The organism is Embleya sp. NPDC008237 (assembly GCF_042956465.1).
Taxonomy (GTDB): Bacteria; Actinomycetota; Actinomycetes; order Streptomycetales; family Streptomycetaceae; genus Embleya.
Genome location: NZ_JBIBGL010000009.1, coordinates 13,582 through 33,184 on the forward strand (window position 1 = coordinate 13,582; position 19,603 = coordinate 33,184).

Below are 19,603 nucleotides of genomic sequence, written 5' to 3' on the forward strand. Positions count from 1 at the left end.
CCGATCTTGGCGGTGAGCCCCCATGGGCTCACCGCCGCAGGTGGTCAGAGGCGAATCGACCCGCGCGTACTGCGTGGGCGCATGTCGGTCCAGACCTCGTCGATGTGGGCGAGGCAGGCCGGGCGGGTGCCGGTGAAGCCTTCCGCTCGCCAGCCGGCCGGGATGTCGCGGTCGGTGGCCCAGACCGAGTATTGCTCCTCGTCGTTGATCACCACTCGGTAGTGGCGTTCGGACTCGTCGTTGGTGGTCATACCTTCTCCAGTTCGGGTTCGGGTTCGGGTTGTTTCCGGACGGGTGGCGGCGGCGTCGACGCGTCCGCGCGCTTCCTTCGGCGTTCCTCGATGCCGATCAGGTCGTCCGGCATCGCGTCCGGGACCTCGTCGTCGAATCCGGCGATCACCCGGTGCCGGAACGAGGCGAGCGCGAGCAGGATCATCGCCGACGCGCACAGCAGGTACAGGAACCCGGTGCCGCGGCCCTCGCCGACCCCGATCACCCGGCCGACGCTGGACGCCAGCGCGCCGTCCGGGGTGAACAGCGGTTCGAGCAGGTGCACCGCGAGCGGCGCGATCACCCCGAAGCCCAGCGGGAGCGTGGACCACGCAACCATCGTGTTCAGCGCGATCACTCGGCCGTGGAATCGCTGTGGCACCTTGACCTGGATGATCGTCGCGTAGATGCCGTTGAGCAGGGACAGTCCGAAGAACACCCCGAAGAATCCGACGCCGACCAGCACCGGCGAGGGCCGCAGGCCGGCCACGAAGGCGAAGACCGCGATCAGCACGGTGGCCAGCAGGATGCCGTGCATCCGGCGATGCCGCGGGCCTCCCCACACCCCCATCGCCAAGCCGCCGAGCAGCGCACCCGCGCCCGCCGCGACGCCGACCGCGCCTGCGGTGTGCACCGACCCGAAGGACAACACCAGCGGTGTCATCAGCACCAGCATCGGCGCCAGGAACACGTTCAGCAGCGCGAAGTAGAGCAGCATGGTGCGGAATCCGGCGTGCCCCATCGAGTAGCGCACCCCGTTGGCGATCTCCTTGACCATGCTCTCGCGCCGGGTCTGCGCCATCGTGTCGGGGAACGGCACGAACGCGACCACCGTCACCGCGATCACGAACGTGGTGATGTCGATCGCCAGAATCCCGCCGAGTCCGATGCTCGCCAGCAGCGCCACCGCGATCAGCGGTACCACCAACTGCGCCAGCCCGGTGCTCATTTGCACGATGCCGTTGGCGTGACCCAGATAGCGTTTGGGCACCAGCTGAGGCACCGCCGAGTTGTAGGCGAGGCGTTGGAAGGTGGCGGTCACCGACAACACCACCAGCAGTCCGTACACCGCGCCCACGCCCAGATGGCCGCTCCACAGCAGCAGCGCCATCACCACTTGTACCGCTCCCGCCGCGCAGTCCGCGGCAAGCATCACCGCCCGGCGACTGTTGCGGTCCACCACCGCGCCCGCCAACGGCGCCACCACGATGCCCGGAACCAGCGCCAGCACCGAGAACAGCGCGAATTGGGTGAGCGAATCGGTGCGCAGATAGATCCAGATCGGGATGGCGAACTCGGTCAACGCCGACCCGGTGATCGAGGCGAGCTGCCCGAGGGCCACCGCCATGAACCGACCCATGCTCGGCCGCACGGCCGGTGGCCGCGCCGACCGGGCTTCGGCAGCCGCGGATCCGCTCCCGGCGCCCGCGCCCTTGCCGGTGCCTGTGCCCACGCTCGCGTCCGCGCCGGGACTGCCCGCGCCCGTGCCGCCCGACACCCCCTGCAACCACCACCCCGCGTCCGCACCGCGCGCGTCCCGGGTCAGCGGCTCGGTCCGGTCCCGGGCCACCGCCTCGTGTGTCGCGGTGACGATCTCGGCCAACTCGTCCGCCCGATAGCGCAGGAAGTAGTGGCCCGCCTCGTCGATCACCACCAGCGCCGTGGCGTCGGCCATGAAGTGCCACTCGCGGTAGCGCTCCTGGTAGAACTCGGTGCTGGGGTCGCGCTCGCCGATCACCGAGATCACCGGCGCCGCCAACGGCCGCATGCCCTCGGCCATCCGCCGGGTGAAGTACTCCTCCGAGGTCCGCCCGTCCTTGCGCATGTTGCGGACGATGAAGGTGACCTGTTCCTCGTCCAGGTCGCCGAGGTCCGCGCCCATCGAGGTCAGCCAGTTCAGGTGCACCCGGTCCCCGCGCAGCCGCTCCAGTCCGGCGAATCGCGACAGCGCGCCGAGCACGCCGCCCTCGGGTCGGGCGAACGGGAAGATCGCGCCCAGGTACACCGCCTCCAACCGGCGCCCCGACTCCTCCAGGAGGTGTGCGATCTGCGCGGTCAGCGCGCTGCCCACCCCGCAGTGACCGTACAGCGCCAGCGGTCCCTCGACCCGGGCCAGGATCTCGTCCACGCACTCCTGCGCGACCTCCTCGATCGGCCTGGGCGCCTCCGGCATGGACAGGTCGTGACCGGGAATCGCCACCGAGTACAGCGAGTGCCCGGCGGGCAGCGCATCGGCCAGCGGCTGATACACCACCGCGCTGCCACCACCGTAGGGCACGCACACCAGCGAAAGCACCCGCTGCGCCGCCGGCACCGGCCGGGTCAACTCGTGCAGCAGCGAGCGTGGTTCGTCCTCGCCGACCGGGCGATCGATCAGTGCCGCCAGCTCGCGCACCGTCCGGTGCTTGAACAGCTCCAACAGGCTGACCTGCCGGCTGCCGGGCGGCAACGCCTTGCGCAGTCGGGCCAACACCTGCATCGCCAGCAGCGAATGGCCGCCCAGTTCGAAGAAGTCTTCGGTGACGCCGACCGAGGCGAGGTCGAGCACCGACGTCCAGATCCCGACCAGGGCCTCCTCGGTCGCGCCGACCGGGGCCACCCGCTCGCCGCCGTCCGCCCCGGCCCCGGCGTCCGGTTCCGGCAGCAGCGCCCGATCCACCTTGCCGTGCGCCTTCAGCGGCAGTCGGTCGAGCCAGACGAAGCGGGACGGCACCATGTACTCGGGCAGTCGAACGAGCAGTTCCCGGCGCAGGTCGGCGGTGGCCGGCGGCTCGCCGGAACGGTCCTCGGTCGGCACCAGGTAGGCGATCAGCCGCTGCGCCCCTGCGGGGCCCCGGGCCTCGACCACGGCCTGCCCGACGGCGGGTTGCGCGCGCAAGGCCTCCTCGATCTCGGCCGGCTCCACCCGATAGCCGCGAATCTTGACCTGCTGGTCGCTGCGCCCGAGGAACTCCACGTCGCCACCGGGCAGATATCGCCCCAGGTCGCCGGTCCGGTACAGCCGGCCGCCCGGCGGTCCGAACGGGTCGGGTACGAACCGGTCCGCGGTGGCCCCCGGTTGGCCCAGGTAGCCCCGCGCCAGCCGCTCGCCGCCGATGTGGATCTCCCCGGTGACCCCGATCGGCACCGGTTGCAGGTGTGCGTCCAGCAGGTACACCCGCGTGTTCGGCAGCGGTCGACCGATCGGCGTCACCGTCGAGACCGGCTCGTCCTGCGGCTCGACCCGATAGGTGGTCACGCCGACCGTGGTCTCGGTCGGCCCGTAGTGGTTGACCACCGCGCACCTGCCGATCGCGGCGAGATCCCGCGCCCACTCCCAGGACGAGCCCTCACCGCCGAGAATCAACAACCGGCGGGGCAGCAGATGTTCGGCGCCGACCTCGGCGGCCAGTCCGGCCAGGTGCGAGGGCGTCATCTTCAGGTAGTCGACCGGATGCCGACTCAGCCGGTCGGCGAACTCCGCACCGGACAATCGCTTGGGGATCAGGTGCAGTTCGCCGCCGGTGGTCCAGGCCAGGTACAGCGCGGTGATCGCGAAGTCGAAGGACAACGACTGGGCCAGGCCGAAGACGGATCCGGGCACCACCTCGAACCGCTCGCGTACGCCGTCCAGATAGGCCAGCACTTCGCGGTGCTGCACCGCGACGCCCTTGGGCCGGCCGGTGGAGCCGGACGTATAGATCACATAGGCCAGGTTCCCCGGCCCGGCCGCCACCGGCGCAGGGCCCGAGTCCGGTTCCCACGCGTCGATCGCGGCCTGTTCCCGGTCCAGCAGGATCACCGTGCCGGTGTGCCCCGCTGTGCGCTCGCGCAGCGCGGTGTCCGTCACCAACACCCGCACATCTGCGTCGGCGAGCATGAACGCCAGTCGTTCCACCGGCTGTTCGGGGTCGAGCGGGAGATATGCCCCACCCGCCTTGAGCACGGCCAGGACGGCCACCGCGAGGTCGAGCGACTGTTCCAGGCACAGTGCGACCGGTGTCTCCGGGCCGACCCCGCGCCCGCGCAGGTAGCGGGCGAGCCGCTCGGCGCGGGCGTCGAGTTCGCCGTAGTCGAGGGTGCGCCCCTCGTGGGTCACCGCCGGCGCGCGCGGATCGAGGGCCACCCTGGCCTCGATCGCGGCGGCGAGCGTGGGGTGTTCGGGCAGCGCCCGAGCGGTGTCGTTCCAGCCCGTCACCAGTTGGACCCGCTCCTGCGGTTCGAGCAGGTCGATTCGGGACAGCGGCGTATGCGGGTCCGCGACCACCGCCCGCAGCAGTGTGGTCAGATGCCCGACGAGCCGGGCCACCGTGCTCGCGTCGAACAGGTCGGTGTTGTAGGTGAGCAGGCCGTGCATCCCGGCGGCGGCCTCGAACACGAACAGGCTCAGGTCGAACCGGGTCACCCGGGAATCGCCGCTGAACCACTCGTGGCCGAGCCCGGCGAAGCCTCGTTCCCCGCGCCCGTAGTTCTGCAGCGCGAAGGTGACCTGGAACAGCGGCGTGCGACTGACGTCGCGGGTCACGTTCTGGTCCCGGACCACCTGGTCGAACGGCAGATCCTGGTGTGCGTAGGCATCCAGGCTGCTCTCCCGGACCCGGCCCAGGAGTTCGGCGAAGGTGGGATCCCCCGCCAGCGGCGCTCGCATGGCCAGCATGTTGACGAACATGCCGATCATCGGTTCCAGGTCCGGGTGCGGACGTCCGGCGATCGGCGAGCCGACCGCGAAGTCGCTCTGGCCGCCGTGCCGGGACAACACCGCCTGCCAGGCCGCCAGCAGCGTCATGTACGTCGTGGCGCCGTGTGCACGGCCCAACTCGACGATGGCGGAGGCCAGTTTCGCGTCCAGCGTGAAGGCGTGCGCGTCGCCGGTGAAGGTCTGCCGCGCCGGTCGGGGACGGTCGGTGGGCAGCGCCAGCGTACCCAGCCCGGCCAGTCGATCCCGCCAATAGCGGGCGGCCCGCTCGCCTTCGGGACCGGCCAGGCGCTGCTGCTGCCAGGCCGCGTAGTCGCCGTATCGCACCGCCGGTTCGGTCAGGGGCGATTCCAGACCGGTCGTGAACGCGTTGTAGTCGTCCATCAGTTCGTTGACGAGCAGGTGGACCGACCAGCCGTCGCCGACCAGGTGGTGCAGGACCACCACCAGTATGGTGTCCTCCCGGTCCAGCCGCACCAGTGCGGCCCGCACCAGCGGAGGCACCTCCAGGTGGAACGGGCGGGCGAACTCCGCGCCCACGAGGGCCGACGCCCAGCGCTCCCGGCCCTCGGCGTCGAGATGCTCGTCGGGCGTATGCCGGGCCACGGTGAGCGGCAGCGGCGGATGCACGGTGGCCACCGGTCGACCGTCCGCACTGGTGGCAAACGTGGTGCGCAGGCTGTCGTGCCGGGTCAGCAGCGCGTTCAAGGCCCGGTCCAGTGCCTGCTCGTCGAGCCGCCCACGCAGCCGCAGTGCGAACGGGATGGTGTACGCGGCGGTTCCCGGCGTCAGGTTCTCCATGAACCACAGCGGGATCTGTGCCGAGGACAGCGGTACTTCGGCCCCGTCCGGCAGTCGGGGGATCGACGCGGGGGCGGCCGTGGCGGATCTGCGCAGCCGCTGTTCGAGCAGGGTGCGCTTGGCGACCGAGAGTTCGCCGGGACGAGTCGCCGGCGCCGGGGTACGCGTCATCGCGGGTCTCCTGTCTCGGCCTGGTCCAGCACCAGTCGCTCGGCGTCCGCTTCGGAGAGGGTGTCGAGTTCGGCCAGCAGCAGTTCCTCGACCGACGCGGCCAGTCCGGCCACCGTGGGATCGGCGAACAGGGCGCGGATCGGCACGGTCAGTTCGATCGCCGCGCCGAGCCGGGCCACCGCGCGGGTGGCCAGCAGCGAGTGGCCGCCGAGGGCGAAGAAGTCGTCGAGCGCGCCGACCCGCTCCAGGCCGAGCACGTCGGCGAAGGTCTCCGCGACCAGCTCCTCGGCGCTGCCCCGGGGCGCCACGAACGAGACTGCCGACGGGGCGCGTTGTTCGGGTGCGGGCAATGCGGCCCGGTCGAGCTTGCCGTTCGCGGTCAGCGGCAGCCGCTCCAGCACCACGAACGCGGCGGGCAGCAGGTACGCGGGCAACGTCCGGGCCAGCGCTGCCCGTACCGCCGCCGGGTCCGGCGGGTCGGCCGCCGGGGTGCCGGGCACCAGATAGGCGACCAGTCGTGGATCGCCCGGCTCGTCCCACAGCAGTACCGCCGCCTGGCCGATGTCCGGTTGCGCGACCAGGGCCGCCTCGATCTCGCCGAGTTCGATCCGGTAGCCGCGCAGCTTGACCTGTTGGTCGGTGCGGCCGAGGAACTCCAGTTGCCCGTCCGGGCGTTGCCGCACACGGTCGCCGGTGCGATAGAGCCGGGAGCCGGGTGGGCCGTACGGGTCGGGCACGAAGTGCAGCCCGGTCTGGCCCGGGCGGCCCAGGTATCCCCGGGCGGGTCCGATGCCGCCGATGCACAACTCGCCCGGTACGCCCGGCGGCACGGGTTCGAGATGCCGGTCCAGCACGTGCACGCGGGTGCCGGCCAATGGGCGCCCGATCGGTGGTCGGGTGCCGTCCCAGGGTTCGGCGCGCGGGCCGGCCAGGGTGGCCGACGTGGCGATCACCGCGGTCTCGGTGGGACCGTACGTGTTGACCAGGTCGACCCGGTCGCCGAACACCTCGCGCCAGCGCCGCGTCGAGGCCACGTCGGCCTGATCGCCGCCGATGATCAGCAGTCGCAGTGCCTTCGGCCAGGGCAGGCCCGGGGTCTGTGCGACCAGTTCGTGCCAGTAGGACGTGGGCAGGTCGAGCACGGTCAGCGAGCGACCGGCATCGGTGCCGAAGAAGTCCGGCAGCAGACCGTCGGCGGGGGCGAGCACCAGGGTCGCACCGCTCAGCAGCGTCGGATACACCTCCTCCACATGCGTGTCGAAGCCGAACGAGGCGAACTGCAGGACCCGGTCGGTGGGGCCGGTCCGGTAGCGCTCGCGCATCCAGGCCACCCGGGCGGCCAGCGCCTCCCGGGTGATCAGGGTGCCCTTGGGTCGGCCGGTGGAGCCGGAGGTGTAGACGAGGTAGGCGAGATGGTCGGGACCGGCGAGCGGGGTGCGCGGTGGGTCCTGCGCCTCGTCGCCGTCGACGTCTGCGGACCGGTCCCCACCCGCGTCCCGGCCTCCGTCGCGGTCTCCCTCGCGATCTGCGTCCCGCTCTCCGTCGCGACCACCGACGACGTCTGCCTCCAAGAGCAGCATCGCAGGCGCCACGTCGGCGAAGCGGTCCGCGAACTCCGGTCGGCACAAAACACGTTGGGCAGCGCTGTCGGCCAGCATGTAGGCGATGCGCTCGGTCGGCAGCGCGGGATCCACCGGGAGGTAGGCACCGCCCGCCTTGAGCACGGCGAGCAGCGCGACGATCGTCTCGATCGAGCGCTCGGCGCACACCGCGACCACCGAGTCCGGGCCGGTACCGCCGCGCCGCAGTTCCCGGGCCAGCCGGTTCGCCCGGGCGTCCAGGTCGGCGTAGCCGATCCGGGTGTCTCCGCACTCGACCGCATCGGCCTGCGGGGTGCGCAGCGCCTGTGCCTCGAAGGCCGCGATCGGGTCCGGGCATTCGCCCGGCGGCGGTCCGGATGAGGCGGCCGAGACCCGGGCCCGCTCGGCGGGCGGCAGCAGCGGCAGTCGGGACAGCGGCGTGTCCGGGTCCGCCACCGCACCCCGGAGCAGCGTCTCGAAGCAGCGCGCGAGCCGGGCCACGGTCTCGGGCACGAAGCGTTCGGTGTCGTAGACGAATTCGACGACCAGTTCGTCGTCTTGCGGCCACACCTCCAGGGTCAGGTCGAACTTGGCCTGCCGGAACCCGGATTCGAAGACCTCCGTGGTCACCTCGCCGAGCCGCAACCCGGGGCCCGCGGGCGGGCGAAGCACCAGCATGGTCTGGAACACCGGTGGACTGTCCGGGTCGCGCTCCACGTCCAAGGCGGCGAGGAGCCGTTCGAAGGGCACGTCCTGGTACTGGAACGCCTGGAGTGCCACCGTCCGGGTGCGGGCCAGGAAGGCCCGGAAGGTGGGATCACCGGCGGTGCTGCCGCGCAGGACCAGGGTATTGAGGAAGTAGCCGACCAGCGGTTCGTACTCCTCCTCGTCCCGGCCCGCCAGCGGCGAGCCCACACACACGTCCTCCTGATCGCAGTAGCGCGCGAGCAGGGTCTGATAGGCGGCGAGCAGGGTCATGTACAGGGTGACCCTTTCCCGGCGGCCGAGTTGCTCGATGCCGGTGCGCAGCTCGGCGGGCAGGTGGTGGGTGACGGTGCCGCCGCGCCCGGCGTGGCCGCCGCCGACGCGGGGGCGGTCGGTGGGCAGGTCCAGGGTCGGCGCTCCGGCGAGTTCGCGGGTCCAGTAGGCCAGCCGTTCGTCGAATCCGGGCGCGTCGACGAGTTCGCGTTGGCGCCGCACGTAGTCGACGTAGCTCAGCGGCAGCGGTTCCAACGGCGACGGTCGACCGGCCGTGAAGGCCGCGTAGACGGCGGCGAGTTCGGCTTCCAGGACGTTCATCGACCAGCCGTCGGCGACGATGTGGTGCAGGACCAGGCAGAACACGTGGTCGTACCCGTCCTCGTCCAGGCGCAGCAGGCTCGCCCGCAGCAGTGGGCCCCGGGCCACGTCGAAGGCACGATTGGTGCGTTCGGCGACCAGCTCGCGGGCGTGCCGCTCGCGTTCGGTCGGCATGCCGTCGACGGCCACCCGTTCCAGCACGAAGTCGCCGGGCGGGGCGATCACCTGGGCGGGCACGCCGTCCTCGTCCGGGAACGTGGCCCGCAGGCTGTCGTGCCGCGCGAGCAGTTCGGCCAGCGCGCGCTCGAAGGCGTCGACGTCCAGCGGTCCGCGCAGTCGGTGGATCTGGAACATGTTGAAGGCGGCGTCACCGGGATTGAGCCGGTCCAGCAGCCAGAGCCGTTCCTGCCCCGCCGACAGCGGTGCGCGAGTGGAGCGGTCGGGTCGGTGCACGGTCTGCCGCGCGGGCCGGTGCGGGTGCGGGTCGTGGCTTCGGGATGGGGTGTTCATGGCCGCCGTTCGCTTTGCATCGCGGAGACCGCGCTGGTGAGTCCGGTGATGGTCGGGGATTCGAAGAAGACGTGCAGCGGTACGTCCACGCCCAGGCGCTTGCGGATCCGTGCGCCGATTCGGGTGACGGTGAGCGAGTGACCGCCGAGGTCGAACAGGTCCTCGTCGGGGCGGATGTCGTCCAGCCCGAGCACTTCGCGCCAGATGGCGGTGATCTCGGCGGCCGGGCCGGGGTCGATGCTCGGTGGGGCCGCCGGATCCGGGTCGGGCTCCGGGTCCGCCGCCCGCACTCGCGCCGGCGCCGGGAGCGCGGCCCGGTCCAGCTTGCCGTTGGGGGTCAGCGGCAGACGCTCCAACGCGACGAAGGCGCTCGGCACCAGTGCGCGGGGCAGCGTCGCGGCCAGGTGTACCCGTAGTTCGGCCGGACTCGGGGCGATGCCCGCGCGCGGTACCAGGTAGGCCACCAGATGCGGCTCGTCGGCCCCGTCCCGCCGGGCCAGCGCGGCGGCCGTCGCGATGTCCGGGTGCGCGAGCAACGCCGCTTCGATTTCGCCGAGTTCGATCCGGTGTCCGAGGATCTTGACCTGGTGGTCGACCCGGCCCAGGAACTCGATCCGGCCGTCCGCGCGGTGGCGGGCCCGGTCGCCGGTGCGATACATCCGGCTGCCGGGCGGGCCGAACGGGTCCGGGCCGAACCGGTCGGCGGTGGCGCCGGGCAGGTGTCGGTAGCCGCGGGCGAGTCCGCTGCCGCCGATGTACAGGTCGCCCTCGACACCGATCGGGACCGGTGCCGCCTCGGCATCCAGGATGTACATCCGGGTGTTGGCGATCGGGCGGCCGATGGTCACCTCGTCGGCGTCCGGGCCGATCTCCGCGGTACTGGACCACACCGTGGTCTCGGTCGGTCCGTACGCGTTCACCAACCGCGCGACTCGGGACCGCAGTTCGCGGGCGAGCGGGAGCGGGAGTGCCTCGCCTCCGGCGACCGCGATCACGGCGGGCTCCGCGAAGCCGGCGTCGAGCAACATCCGCCATCCGGACGGTGTGGCCTGCACATGGGAGACGTGTTCGTCCCGGATCAGTCGGAGCAGCGCCCGACCGTCGCGTACTTCGCCGTCTCGGGCGAGGACCAGCAGGCCGCCGGTGATCAGCGGTACGTACAGTTCCACGGCGGAGATGTCGAACGAGGCCGAGGTCAGCCCGAGCCACACCGGGTCGTGTTCGCCGGCCAGCGTGTCCCGCATCGAGGCGAGCAGGTTGGTCAGCGCGCCGTGCTCGATCTCCACGCCCTTGGGCCGGCCGGTGGAGCCGGAGGTGGCCAGCACGTAGGCCAGGTCGCCGGGTGCCGGCGGCACGTGGGATCGGGCCGTCCCGGCCGTCGCGGTGTCGATCTCGTCGATCTCGTCGATCAGCAGCGCGTCGGCGGCGTGTTCGGGGAATCGAACGAGCAGGTCGCGTTCGGTCAGCAGCACGCTCGCGGCGCAGTCCCCGAGCACGCTCGCCAGCCGCGCGGACGGATATTCGGGGTCCAGGGGCAGATAGCCGGCGCCGGCTCGCAGGACGCCCAGCAGGGCCGTCGGCAGCGCGGCGGTGCGCCGTACGCAGACCGCCACCAGATCGCCCGCTCCGATGCCGGCGGTGCGCAGCCGCCGGGCGACCGCCTCCACGGCCGCGTCCAGCTGGGCGTAGGTCAGTCGTTCGGCACCGCAGTGCACCGCCGGTGCGTTCGGGGTGCGGGCGGCCTGCGCGGCGAAGAGTTCGGGCAGGGTCGCGCGGTCGGCGGCCCGGGCGGTGTCGTTCCAGTCGACCAGGACCGTGGTGCGCTCTCGATCGGTCGGCACCGCGAGTCGGGACAGCGGGGTGTCCGGGTCCGCGACGATCGCGCGCAGCAGGGTGAGGTAGTGGCCCGCGATCCGTTCGGCCGCGCCCCGGTCGAGGGCGTCGGTGGCGAAGTGCAGGTGCAGCGCGAGCCGGTCGGGGTCGTCCAGGCATTGCAGATGCAGATCGCCGCGCACGGCGTGGTTGAACATGGTCCAGTCGATCGACGCGGGCACACCCGCGAAGTCGGGCACCTCGGTGCGCCGGCGGTAGCTCATCGACACCGGCGCCAGAGCCGGGCGCGGCGTGAGCCCGGCCACCGCCCGACCCAGTGGCACGTCGCGCACCCGGTACAGCTCGCGCAGGTCCGCGCGCAGCGCCCGACCGAAGTCGGCGAACGCGGTGTTCGGCGACGGGTGGCTGTGTACCGGGAGTTCGTTGACGTACGGGCCGATCCGGTCGCGGGTGTCGGGTGTGCGGGTACCCAGACCGATGGCGACCGTGGGGTGTTCGTTGCCGTAGCGCCACAGCAGCACGTGCAGCGCGCCGAGGAGCAGGGCGAACGAGCTGATGCCCAGCAGTTCGGCGGTGCCGGCGAGGTCGCGCCGCAGTGTGTCGTCGACGGGGATCGGCACCGACTCGCCGGGTCCGCCGTCGGTCCCGGTGCGGGCCGCGCCGGGCAGCCGCACCGGTGGCGGGTCCTGGGCCTCGGCGGCGAAGCGCTCCTTGGCGAGCGCGACGCGACGGGTGAACTCCGCCGCCTCGCGGGCGATGCGCTCGGCGTCGGCGCATTCCGCGCGCTCCGCCGGGTCCGGCTTGATGCCGGTGGCGAACGCGGCGTAGAGCAGACCGAGTTCGCGGACCAGGATGTCCTTGGAGCCGCCGTCGAAGGCCAGATGGTGGACCACGACCAGCAGCAACCGGCGGTCCGGGCCCGCGTCCAGCAGGGTGAAGCGCGCCGGCGGGGCGGAGCCGAGTTCGAACGGGCGTGTCGTCTCGCGCCGGATCAGCTCCGCGACGGCTTCCGCGCGCCGCTCGGGGGCCGACGCGGGCAGGGTACGGGTCACCAGTCGGGGCATGGTGTCGGCGGGGACCAGCCACAGTTCGCCGTCGTCTTCGCGCAGCACGCTGCCCAGGACCGGGTGGCGGGCGACCAGGGCGTCGCAGGCGTCGGCCAGGGCCGCCGGGTCGAGGTCGCCGGTGAACCGGATGGCGAGCGGCATGTGGTGGGCGGTGCCGGTGTGCCCGGCGAGTTCGGTGAACCGGATCCCGTGTTGCGCCGGGGTCGCCGCGGCGCGGTCGAGAGGTTCCGGCGGCAGGGGTACCGGCTGGGACTTGCGCATCGTCAGCCCTTCTCGGTGGCGGTGGATGGGTGCACAAGCGCGTCGGAGTCCCCGAACACCGGCGCTTGGGGGTGGTCGAGCGCCGGTGCCCAGGCGTCGACGAAGGCCTGCGCCAGGTCTTCGACGACGGAGGGGGCGAATGCGCGCTCGTTGTACAGCAGCCAGCCGGCGATGGTGCCGTCCGGTTGTTCGGTGAGGGCCAGTTCCGGCACGCCCAGGTCGGGACGGCCGCCGGGAGTGGACCATTCGGCGTCCAACTCGCGAGGCAGCTCGAAGGGTTCGGAGACCAGCCCGAGGAAGTGCGCCCGGTTGGACCAGCTCTCGTAGCGAATCCAGGCGGCGTCCGGAAAGCGCGGGTAGAACTCGGCGAACGGGTAGGACTGGTGCTCGTTGGCGGCCAGCGCGGCGCTGCGGACCCGGGTCAGCAGTTCGTCGAACGAGGGGTCGCCGTGCAGGTCGACCCGGATCAGCAGGGATTGCACCAGGCAGCCGATCAGGTTCTCGCTGCCGGGTCGCGAACGCCCCGGTACCGGTGACATCACCACGATGTCGCGGGTGCCGGCGGCCCTGGCCAGCACGCTCGTCCAGCACGCGGTGGCCAGCATGAACGGGGTCGCGCCCCGTGCGCGCGCGCTCGTGCGCAGCCGGGTGACCAGGTCCGCATCCAGGGTGAACCGTACCGATGCGCTGTGCAGCCGGTCGGTGACGTTCCGGCCGGGAAAGGGGTCGATCGCGGCGGGTGCGCCCGCCAGGGACGCCTCCCAGAACGGCCGGGTGCGCGGCCATTGGGCCCGGGCCCAACCCAGGTGTTCCGAGCAGGTCGGCGTGGGTGGCGGCAGCGGACTGGGGCGTCCGGTGCGAAACGCCGAGTAGATCATCGCGAGTTCGCGCAGCAGCACGCCCATCGACCAGCCGTCGAAGACCATGTGGTGTACGGCGAGGATCAACACGTGGTCCGCGGCGTCGAGTTCGATCAGCAGGACGCGCACGAGTGGGCCGCGCGCCAGATCCCAGCCCTGTTCGCGTTCGATCCGGGCGTGCTCGTGGGCGAAGCGCTCGCGTTCGGCCGGTGTTCCCCCCTCGGCGCGCACCCGTCGCACCTCGGGCGCCAGTTCGCTCCGCACGACCGCCTCCGGGACGCCGTCGACGTAGCGGAACACGGTGCGCAGCGCCTCGTGTCGGCGGACGGTTTCGGCCAGGGCGGCGGTCAGCGTGTCCGGGTCGAAGGTGTCGGTGATCCGGATGCCCACACTGACCGGGCCGACGTCGCGGGTCTCCTCGGTGGCGTGCATCCAGACGAAGAAGTTCTCCTGCTGCGAGCTGAGCGGCATCGGGGCGAGTTCGGCCGATGTCTGCGGGTCGCCTGCCCGGGCGGGCACGGGTTCGGCCCGCGCGGCGTCGATCCAGGCGGCCTGCGCGGCCAGTTCGGGTCGGTCGAAGGCGAGCGAGGAGGGCACGTCCAGGGCGAACAGCCGCTCGGCGGCGGCGGCGAGCCGGGTGGCCTTGAACGAGTCGCCGCCGAGCGCGAAGAAGTTGTCGTCGGGGCCCGCGCCGGAAGAGCCGAGCACCTCGTCCCACAGTCCGCTCACCGCCACCTCGGTCGCGGTCCGGGGCACGCGCGCCGTCGGCGGGTCGCTCGCGCTCAACCGGGCGCGCAGTTGGTGTTTGAGCACCTTGCCCGCCGGGTTCCGGGGCAGCGAGTCCATCCGCAGGAGGCGGGTCGGGATCTCGTGCCGGGTCAACCGCTCGCGCAGGAACGCGCGCAGGTCCTCGGCCGACACCTCGGCCCGCAGCACCAGCGCGGCGGCGACCATGGTGCCCATCACCGGGTGCGGCACGCCGAACACGGATGCGTCGGCGACGGCAGGGTGTTCGTACAGCGCGGCCTCCACCGCGAGGGTGGAGATCCGCATCGCGCCGGACTTGATCAGGTCGCTCTCCCGGTCGATCAGGTACAGGTAGCCGTCGGCGTCCAGGCGGCCGATGTCGCCCATCCGTACCCAGCCGTCGGTGAACACCTCGGCGTCGGCCCGGGCGTCGCGGTAGTAGCTGCGCGACGCGGTGGGCGAGCGCAGCCAGATCTCGCCGGCCTCGCCGGTGGGTACGGGCTCGCCGTCGTCGCCGACGATGCGCAGGTCGTCCCGTCCGGTGCCGCGGCCCACCGAGGTGGGTCGGTCGGGGTCGAAGACCATGGTGGTCTGCGCGGGCGCCGCCTCGGTGGAGGTGTAGGAGTTGACGATGGTGGCATCCGGGAACGCCTCGGTCAGCGCGAGCGCGGTGGTCGGCGGCAGGGCGGCGGCGGTCGAGCCGAACAGTTGTACCGCGCTCACGTCGTGCCGGGTCCAGGCTCGCGAGTTCACCAGCTCGGCGGCCATCGCCGGGACGGTGAACACGGTCCCGACCCGGTAGGCGGCGATCAGCGCGCAGAAGTCCTCGGCGTCGAACGCGGGTGCGCACAGTGCGGTCGGCTCGGCGGTCAACGCGTTCAGCAACATCGTCTGGCCCGCGTTGGTGCCGATCGGGAACGCGTGCAGGAAGTGCCGCGAGTGGGCCAACTGGCGCCGTCGGGGCGCCGGTTCGAAGCCGAAGGTGAGGTTGGCGTGGGTGGCGGCGACGCCCTTGGGGGTGCCGGTGGTGCCGGAGGTGTACAGGATCTGGGCGAGATCGTCGGGGTGCGGGACGGGCAGATCGGGCGGGACCGGCGCGGGCGCCCGGTGCGGGGCGGGTCCGTGCGGATCGGGTCGGAGCGAATCGGGTCGGTGCCGCTCCGGTGGACCCGGTTCGGGCGTACGGCCCTCGGCCCCGGCGGCGGCGGCTTCGAGTTCGGCTGCGGGCGAGCTCCACGCATCGGTGGGGGCCGGCCGGACTTCGGCGCCGTGCAACACGGCGGTGGCGGCGCAGTGGGTGAGCATCGTGCCCAGGGCGGCGGGCGGCAGTCGCTCCGGGAGCGGTACCGCGACCGCGCCGGCCCGATGCACCGCGCAGTAGGCGACGGCGTAGTCGGCCCATTCGCGACCGGCGAAGATCAACCCGATCCGGTCTCCCCCGCGCACACCGCGCGCGCGCAACTCGCGTGCCAGGGAGGTGGATCGGCGATCCCAAGCGGCGAACGTGAGCCGGATTTCCGGTGTTCCGGGCTGGAGGACGGCGACCCGATCGGGGTCGACGAGCGCGCGGGCGGCCAGCAGGCCCGGCACGGTCGATCCCGGCGCGGTCGCTCTCGTCACGGGGCGCGCCGGGTCGGTCGACCTCCGGCGGGCCTCGGCGGCGGTCACCTCGCGGTCCGAATCGGTGGGACCTGACGCGGGCATGGGTGAGTTGTGGCTCGGCGCATGGATGTATCTCCGGGGTAGGAGTGCAACGTGCAAAACGCGATGGGCAACATCGGCCCACGCTGGGCAGCGCAAATGCCATACGGGAACCGCCGATCAGGTCATGGAGCGATGACCGTCGGCGACAACTCCAAGACTGTCAATGGACTAGACCAATGACAAGAGCCGGACGACATCCCGGTCCGGATCCGGGCGAGAAATCGCCCGCCGAGCTGCTTCGAACGCCCGGCACACCCACACCGGTTGGTCGGGCGGCGTCGGACGAATCGCTCGATTCCCGGGTCGGCAGAGCGAATTCACCCGAGTCGATCAGGGTCTGTCGCGGCCGGGTTTCCGGCGCTACCGTGAGCCTGCCGCACTTCCCTAACCCAGGGTCGATGGCCGGTGAACCCGGCGTACCCGCCGGGAACGTCGGACATCGGCGGAAAGGTATCGTCATGCGCACCGCATCGAATGCCGCTCGGAACACCGTCGTCAACGCCTGGCGCTCCGGCGCCGAATCGGCCGACGGCGTGGAGAACCCCGCCGGTTCGCTCTACATCGGCGGAACCGCGACCGAACAGGGCCTCACCGAGATCGACGTCGCCGCGATCAGCTGCGGCACCGCGTGCTCCTGGTCGCGCACTCGCGCCTGTTGTTGATCCGTACCTCAACGACCCGCCGCCCGGGGCCCGTCGCACCTCGTCGAACCCGGCCGGCGGGTCCGTCATCGATGGGTGGCGATCCGCGCATGGCAATCCCGGTCCGGCCCCGCCCGGTGGTGACGTACGACGACGCCGGTGAATTCGACGCCGCGTTGGAGCCCTTGATCGTGCCCGCCCTGAACCGCTTCCGCCGCCGCCTGGACGCGGTGCCGGGTCCCCTGTCGGCAGCCGAGCGGAACATCCTGCGGCGCGCCGCCCATCGCACCCTGCTGGGCGCGGTCCGCCCCAAGGCCAACCGACTGCTCCTGCTCGAACTGCACGCCGCACGGATGTCCGGCCGACTCACCCGGGACACCAGTGAGCAACGCTGGGACGAATTCCTCGAACTCGCCGCCGAGACCCGCTTCTGGAGCGAACTGGACGCGGACTACCCGGCGTTCGCACCCCGTTTGGACCGGGTGATCCGCAATCGCTGCGCGGCGCTGCTCGCCCTGGCCCGCCGTCTGGCCGCCGACCGCCACCGCCTGGCCGCCCTGCTCGGCACGCCGCCCGGCGAACTGGTCGAACTCGGCCCGGACGCCGGTGACTCGCATCGTGGCGGCCACACCGTCGCCCTGCTGCGCTTCGAAGCCGGCCGCGCGGTGTACAAGCCCCGCCCGCTGGCCGTGGACGTCGCGCTGGCCGCGACCCTGGACGCCCTCCTGGCCGGCACCCCGCATGCGGACCGGATCCGGGTCCCGCGCGTCGTGCTCGGCGACGACTACGGCTGGGCCGAGCACGTCGAGCACCGCCACTGCGCCGACGCGCGCGAGCAGGCCCGCTTCTACCAGGGGCTGGGCGAGTGGATGTGCGTGATGCAACTGCTCGGCGCCACCGACCTGCACTCGGACAACGTCATCGCCCAGGGCCCCGTCCCGTGGGTGGTCGACTGCGAAACGTTGTTCAGCCCCGAGCCGAACGTGGGCGCGAGCGGACTCGGTGACGCCTTCGACACCGCCGCCGCCTCGGTGCGCCGAACGGTGCTGCGCACCGGGCTGTTACCCATGCGGCTGGCCCAACTCGTGCTCCAGGGCGTGGACATGTCCGCCGTGGGCGCGCTGCCCGAGCAACAACCCCGCATCCCGGTACCGGTGATCTCCGGCGCCGGCACCGACCTGGCCCGCCTGGCGATGGAGCCCGCCGAGGTGGCCGGTTCGGCCAACCTGCCCGCCCCCGACGCCGATCCGATGGCCCATCAGGACGATATCGTGCGCGGCTACCGAGACCTGCGCGACCGACTCGACGGCCTGGACCGGGCCGGCCGACTGCGCCCGATCCTGGACGCCTTCCTCGGCTGTGACCTGCGCGTGGTGTTGCGACCCACCCAGGTCTACGTCGAGATCGCCCGGATGTTGTGGCACCCCGCCTCCCTGCACGACGAGCCGGCGGCCGTCGAACGCGCCCGGGACGTGCTGACCCGCCAGGCGAAGGCCCTGCACGGCGCGCCGACCAGCCCCGAGGTGGTGCGCGCCGAGGTGGCCGATCTCCTCGACGGCGACGTGCCGTTCTTCGGTGTCCGCCCCGAGGACGGCCGGATGGACGGGCCGCGTGGCACCACCTGGGGAGACCCGGTCCACCTGATCGACGCGAGCGTCGAGCGCTGGCGCGCGGGCGACCCGGAGTTCGAGGAGGTGATGATCCGCTCCTCGCTGCTGGGCGTCTATCGCGACCGCAGCGCGATGCCCGAGGCGAATCGACGCCGGGACCTGCCGGTCCGGACCGGCCGATTGCACGACCGCCGCCGCGATCTGGCCGCCCGGATGGCCCGGGACCTGTGCGCACGCGCGGTGGTGGGCGCGGACGGCACGGCCACCTGGATCGGCCCGGTGTACACCGAAGGCGGTTTCAGCGTAAGGCCGTTCGCCGCCGACTTCTACAGCGGACAGGCCGGCATGGCACTGGCACTGGACGCCTATCTGGCCCAGTCGCGCAGCGGACACGTACCGGCGGTGCCCGAGTTGGAAGCCGTCGCCGACGGCGCGATCCGGGCACTCGCGGCGATGGAGGACGCGGTACCCATCACCCGGGTCGGCGCATTCGACGGGATCGGCGCGGCGGTACGCACCTGGCTGGCGCTGGGCGCGACCTCGGGCCGGCAGGCGTACTTGGATCGGGCGATCGCACACGCGGAGCGCGCGTCGGAGCTGTTGGCCCAGGACTCGATCCTCGACGTCGCGGGCGGCGCCGCCGGGCTCGTGGTCCCGCTGCTGGCACTGACCGAGCGAACCGGCGACCCCCGTTGGCGCGGCGTCGCGGAGTCCGCCGGGAAACTGCTGGTCGAGCGCGCGGTCGTCGAGGACACCGAGCGTGGACGGGCCGCCCGCTGGCCGACCGCGCTCTTCCCGCACGGCATCGGCGGGTTCGCCCACGGCGCGGCGGGCTTCGGCTGGGCACTGACCCGCCTGGGTCTGGTCACCGGCGACCCCGAACACCTCGAACTCGCCGAGCTGGCCTGCACGTTCCAGGAGAACCTGTACCGGCCCGAGGCCGGCGCCTGGCTCGACGGCCGGGAGGCGGACCAGGTCCTGTACCTGGACTCCTGGTGCCACGGCAGCACGGGCATCGGCCTGGCCGCCTGGGACCTGTACGTGCGCACCGACGCCCGCACCCACCTGGACCGCGCCCTCCGCGCCGCCGCGGCCACCTGGCGCACCGGCTTCGGCTGGGACTACACCCTGTGCCACGGAGACCTGGGCTCCTGGGAACTCCTGGACACCCTCCTCCACGGCGCCCCCGACCACCTACGCACCCACGTCCCCGACGCTCCCACCCCCCACCACCTGAACGCCCTCCTCCTCACCGCCCTGGAAACCTACGGCCCCCTCACCAAGTCCACCACCGACACCACAACCGGCCTCCTCCCCGGCACCGCCGGCGCCCTCCACCAACTCCTCCGCCTGAACCACCCCCAGCCACACCGCCCTCCATCACTCCTGCTACTCGACGAGCTGTAGCCGGACACCCATCCCGGCCGGCCCATGAGACCAACAGCCTCGCCGCACTTGAAGCCGAACAGCCCGGCCGACGCATGAGGCAAACCAGCCCGGCCGGCGTTTGAGGCGAACCAGCCCGGCCGGCGCTTGAGGCGAACCAGCCCGGCCGGCGCTTGAGGCCAAGTAGC

Annotated in this window: 7 protein-coding genes; 2 read left to right on the forward strand and 5 right to left on the reverse strand. The window is 72.2% G+C overall.

Features of this window, described 5'->3' with window-relative positions:
- Nucleotides 1-44 precede the first annotated feature (44 nt).
- Genes ACFZBU_RS23370 through ACFZBU_RS23390 form a run of 5 tightly spaced genes read right to left on the reverse strand, consistent with a single transcriptional unit; the run spans nucleotide 45 to nucleotide 15,694 of the window.
- The gene (locus ACFZBU_RS23370; RefSeq protein WP_391585550.1) at nucleotides 45-251 is read right to left on the reverse strand and encodes an MbtH family protein; all 207 of its coding nucleotides are present in this window, start codon (nucleotides 249-251) and stop codon (nucleotides 45-47) included.
- Nucleotides 248-5,917: an amino acid adenylation domain-containing protein gene (locus tag ACFZBU_RS23375; RefSeq protein ID WP_391585551.1), complete on the reverse strand. Its 5,670-nt coding sequence runs from the start codon at nucleotides 5,915-5,917 to the stop codon at nucleotides 248-250. Before ACFZBU_RS23375 ends, ACFZBU_RS23370 begins: the two co-directional genes overlap by 4 nt.
- A complete protein-coding gene (locus ACFZBU_RS23380) occupies nucleotides 5,914-9,306 on the reverse strand; it encodes an amino acid adenylation domain-containing protein (protein ID WP_391585552.1) in 3,393 nt (1,130 codons plus the stop codon). Before ACFZBU_RS23380 ends, ACFZBU_RS23375 begins: the two co-directional genes overlap by 4 nt.
- On the reverse strand, nucleotides 9,303-12,467 hold the full coding sequence (locus ACFZBU_RS23385) for an amino acid adenylation domain-containing protein (protein WP_391585553.1): 3,165 nt from the start codon (nucleotides 12,465-12,467) through the stop codon (nucleotides 9,303-9,305). Before ACFZBU_RS23385 ends, ACFZBU_RS23380 begins: the two co-directional genes overlap by 4 nt.
- Before the next feature lie 2 nt (nucleotides 12,468-12,469).
- Nucleotides 12,470-15,694 carry an AMP-binding protein gene (locus ACFZBU_RS23390; protein WP_391585554.1) on the reverse strand — a complete coding sequence of 1,075 codons (3,225 nt, stop codon included), beginning with the start codon at nucleotides 15,692-15,694 and terminating at the stop codon, nucleotides 12,470-12,472.
- A gap of 542 nt (nucleotides 15,695-16,236) precedes the next feature.
- Between ACFZBU_RS23390 and ACFZBU_RS23395 the strand changes: the two genes are divergently transcribed.
- Nucleotides 16,237-16,440, forward strand: coding sequence for a DUF6229 family protein (locus tag ACFZBU_RS23395; RefSeq protein ID WP_020557656.1), 204 nt, complete (start codon nucleotides 16,237-16,239; stop codon nucleotides 16,438-16,440).
- An 89-nt stretch (nucleotides 16,441-16,529) separates the two neighbouring features.
- A complete protein-coding gene (locus tag ACFZBU_RS23400; protein WP_391585556.1) occupies nucleotides 16,530-19,436 on the forward strand; it encodes a type 2 lanthipeptide synthetase LanM family protein in 2,907 nt (968 codons plus the stop codon).
- Nucleotides 19,437-19,603 lie beyond the last annotated feature (167 nt).

Coding starts and splice junctions, on each gene's coding strand:
- ACFZBU_RS23370 (WP_391585550.1), bottom strand. CDS start 251: ATGACCACCAACGACGAGTCCGAACGCCACTACCGAGTGGTGATCAAC.
- ACFZBU_RS23380 (WP_391585552.1), bottom strand. CDS start 9,306: ATGAACACCCCATCCCGAAGCCACGACCCGCACCCGCACCGGCCCGCG.
- ACFZBU_RS23395 (WP_020557656.1), top strand. CDS start 16,237: ATGCGCACCGCATCGAATGCCGCTCGGAACACCGTCGTCAACGCCTGG.
- ACFZBU_RS23400 (WP_391585556.1), top strand. CDS start 16,530: ATGGCAATCCCGGTCCGGCCCCGCCCGGTGGTGACGTACGACGACGCC.
- ACFZBU_RS23375 (WP_391585551.1), bottom strand. CDS start 5,917: ATGACGCGTACCCCGGCGCCGGCGACTCGTCCCGGCGAACTCTCGGTC.
- ACFZBU_RS23385 (WP_391585553.1), bottom strand. CDS start 12,467: ATGCGCAAGTCCCAGCCGGTACCCCTGCCGCCGGAACCTCTCGACCGC.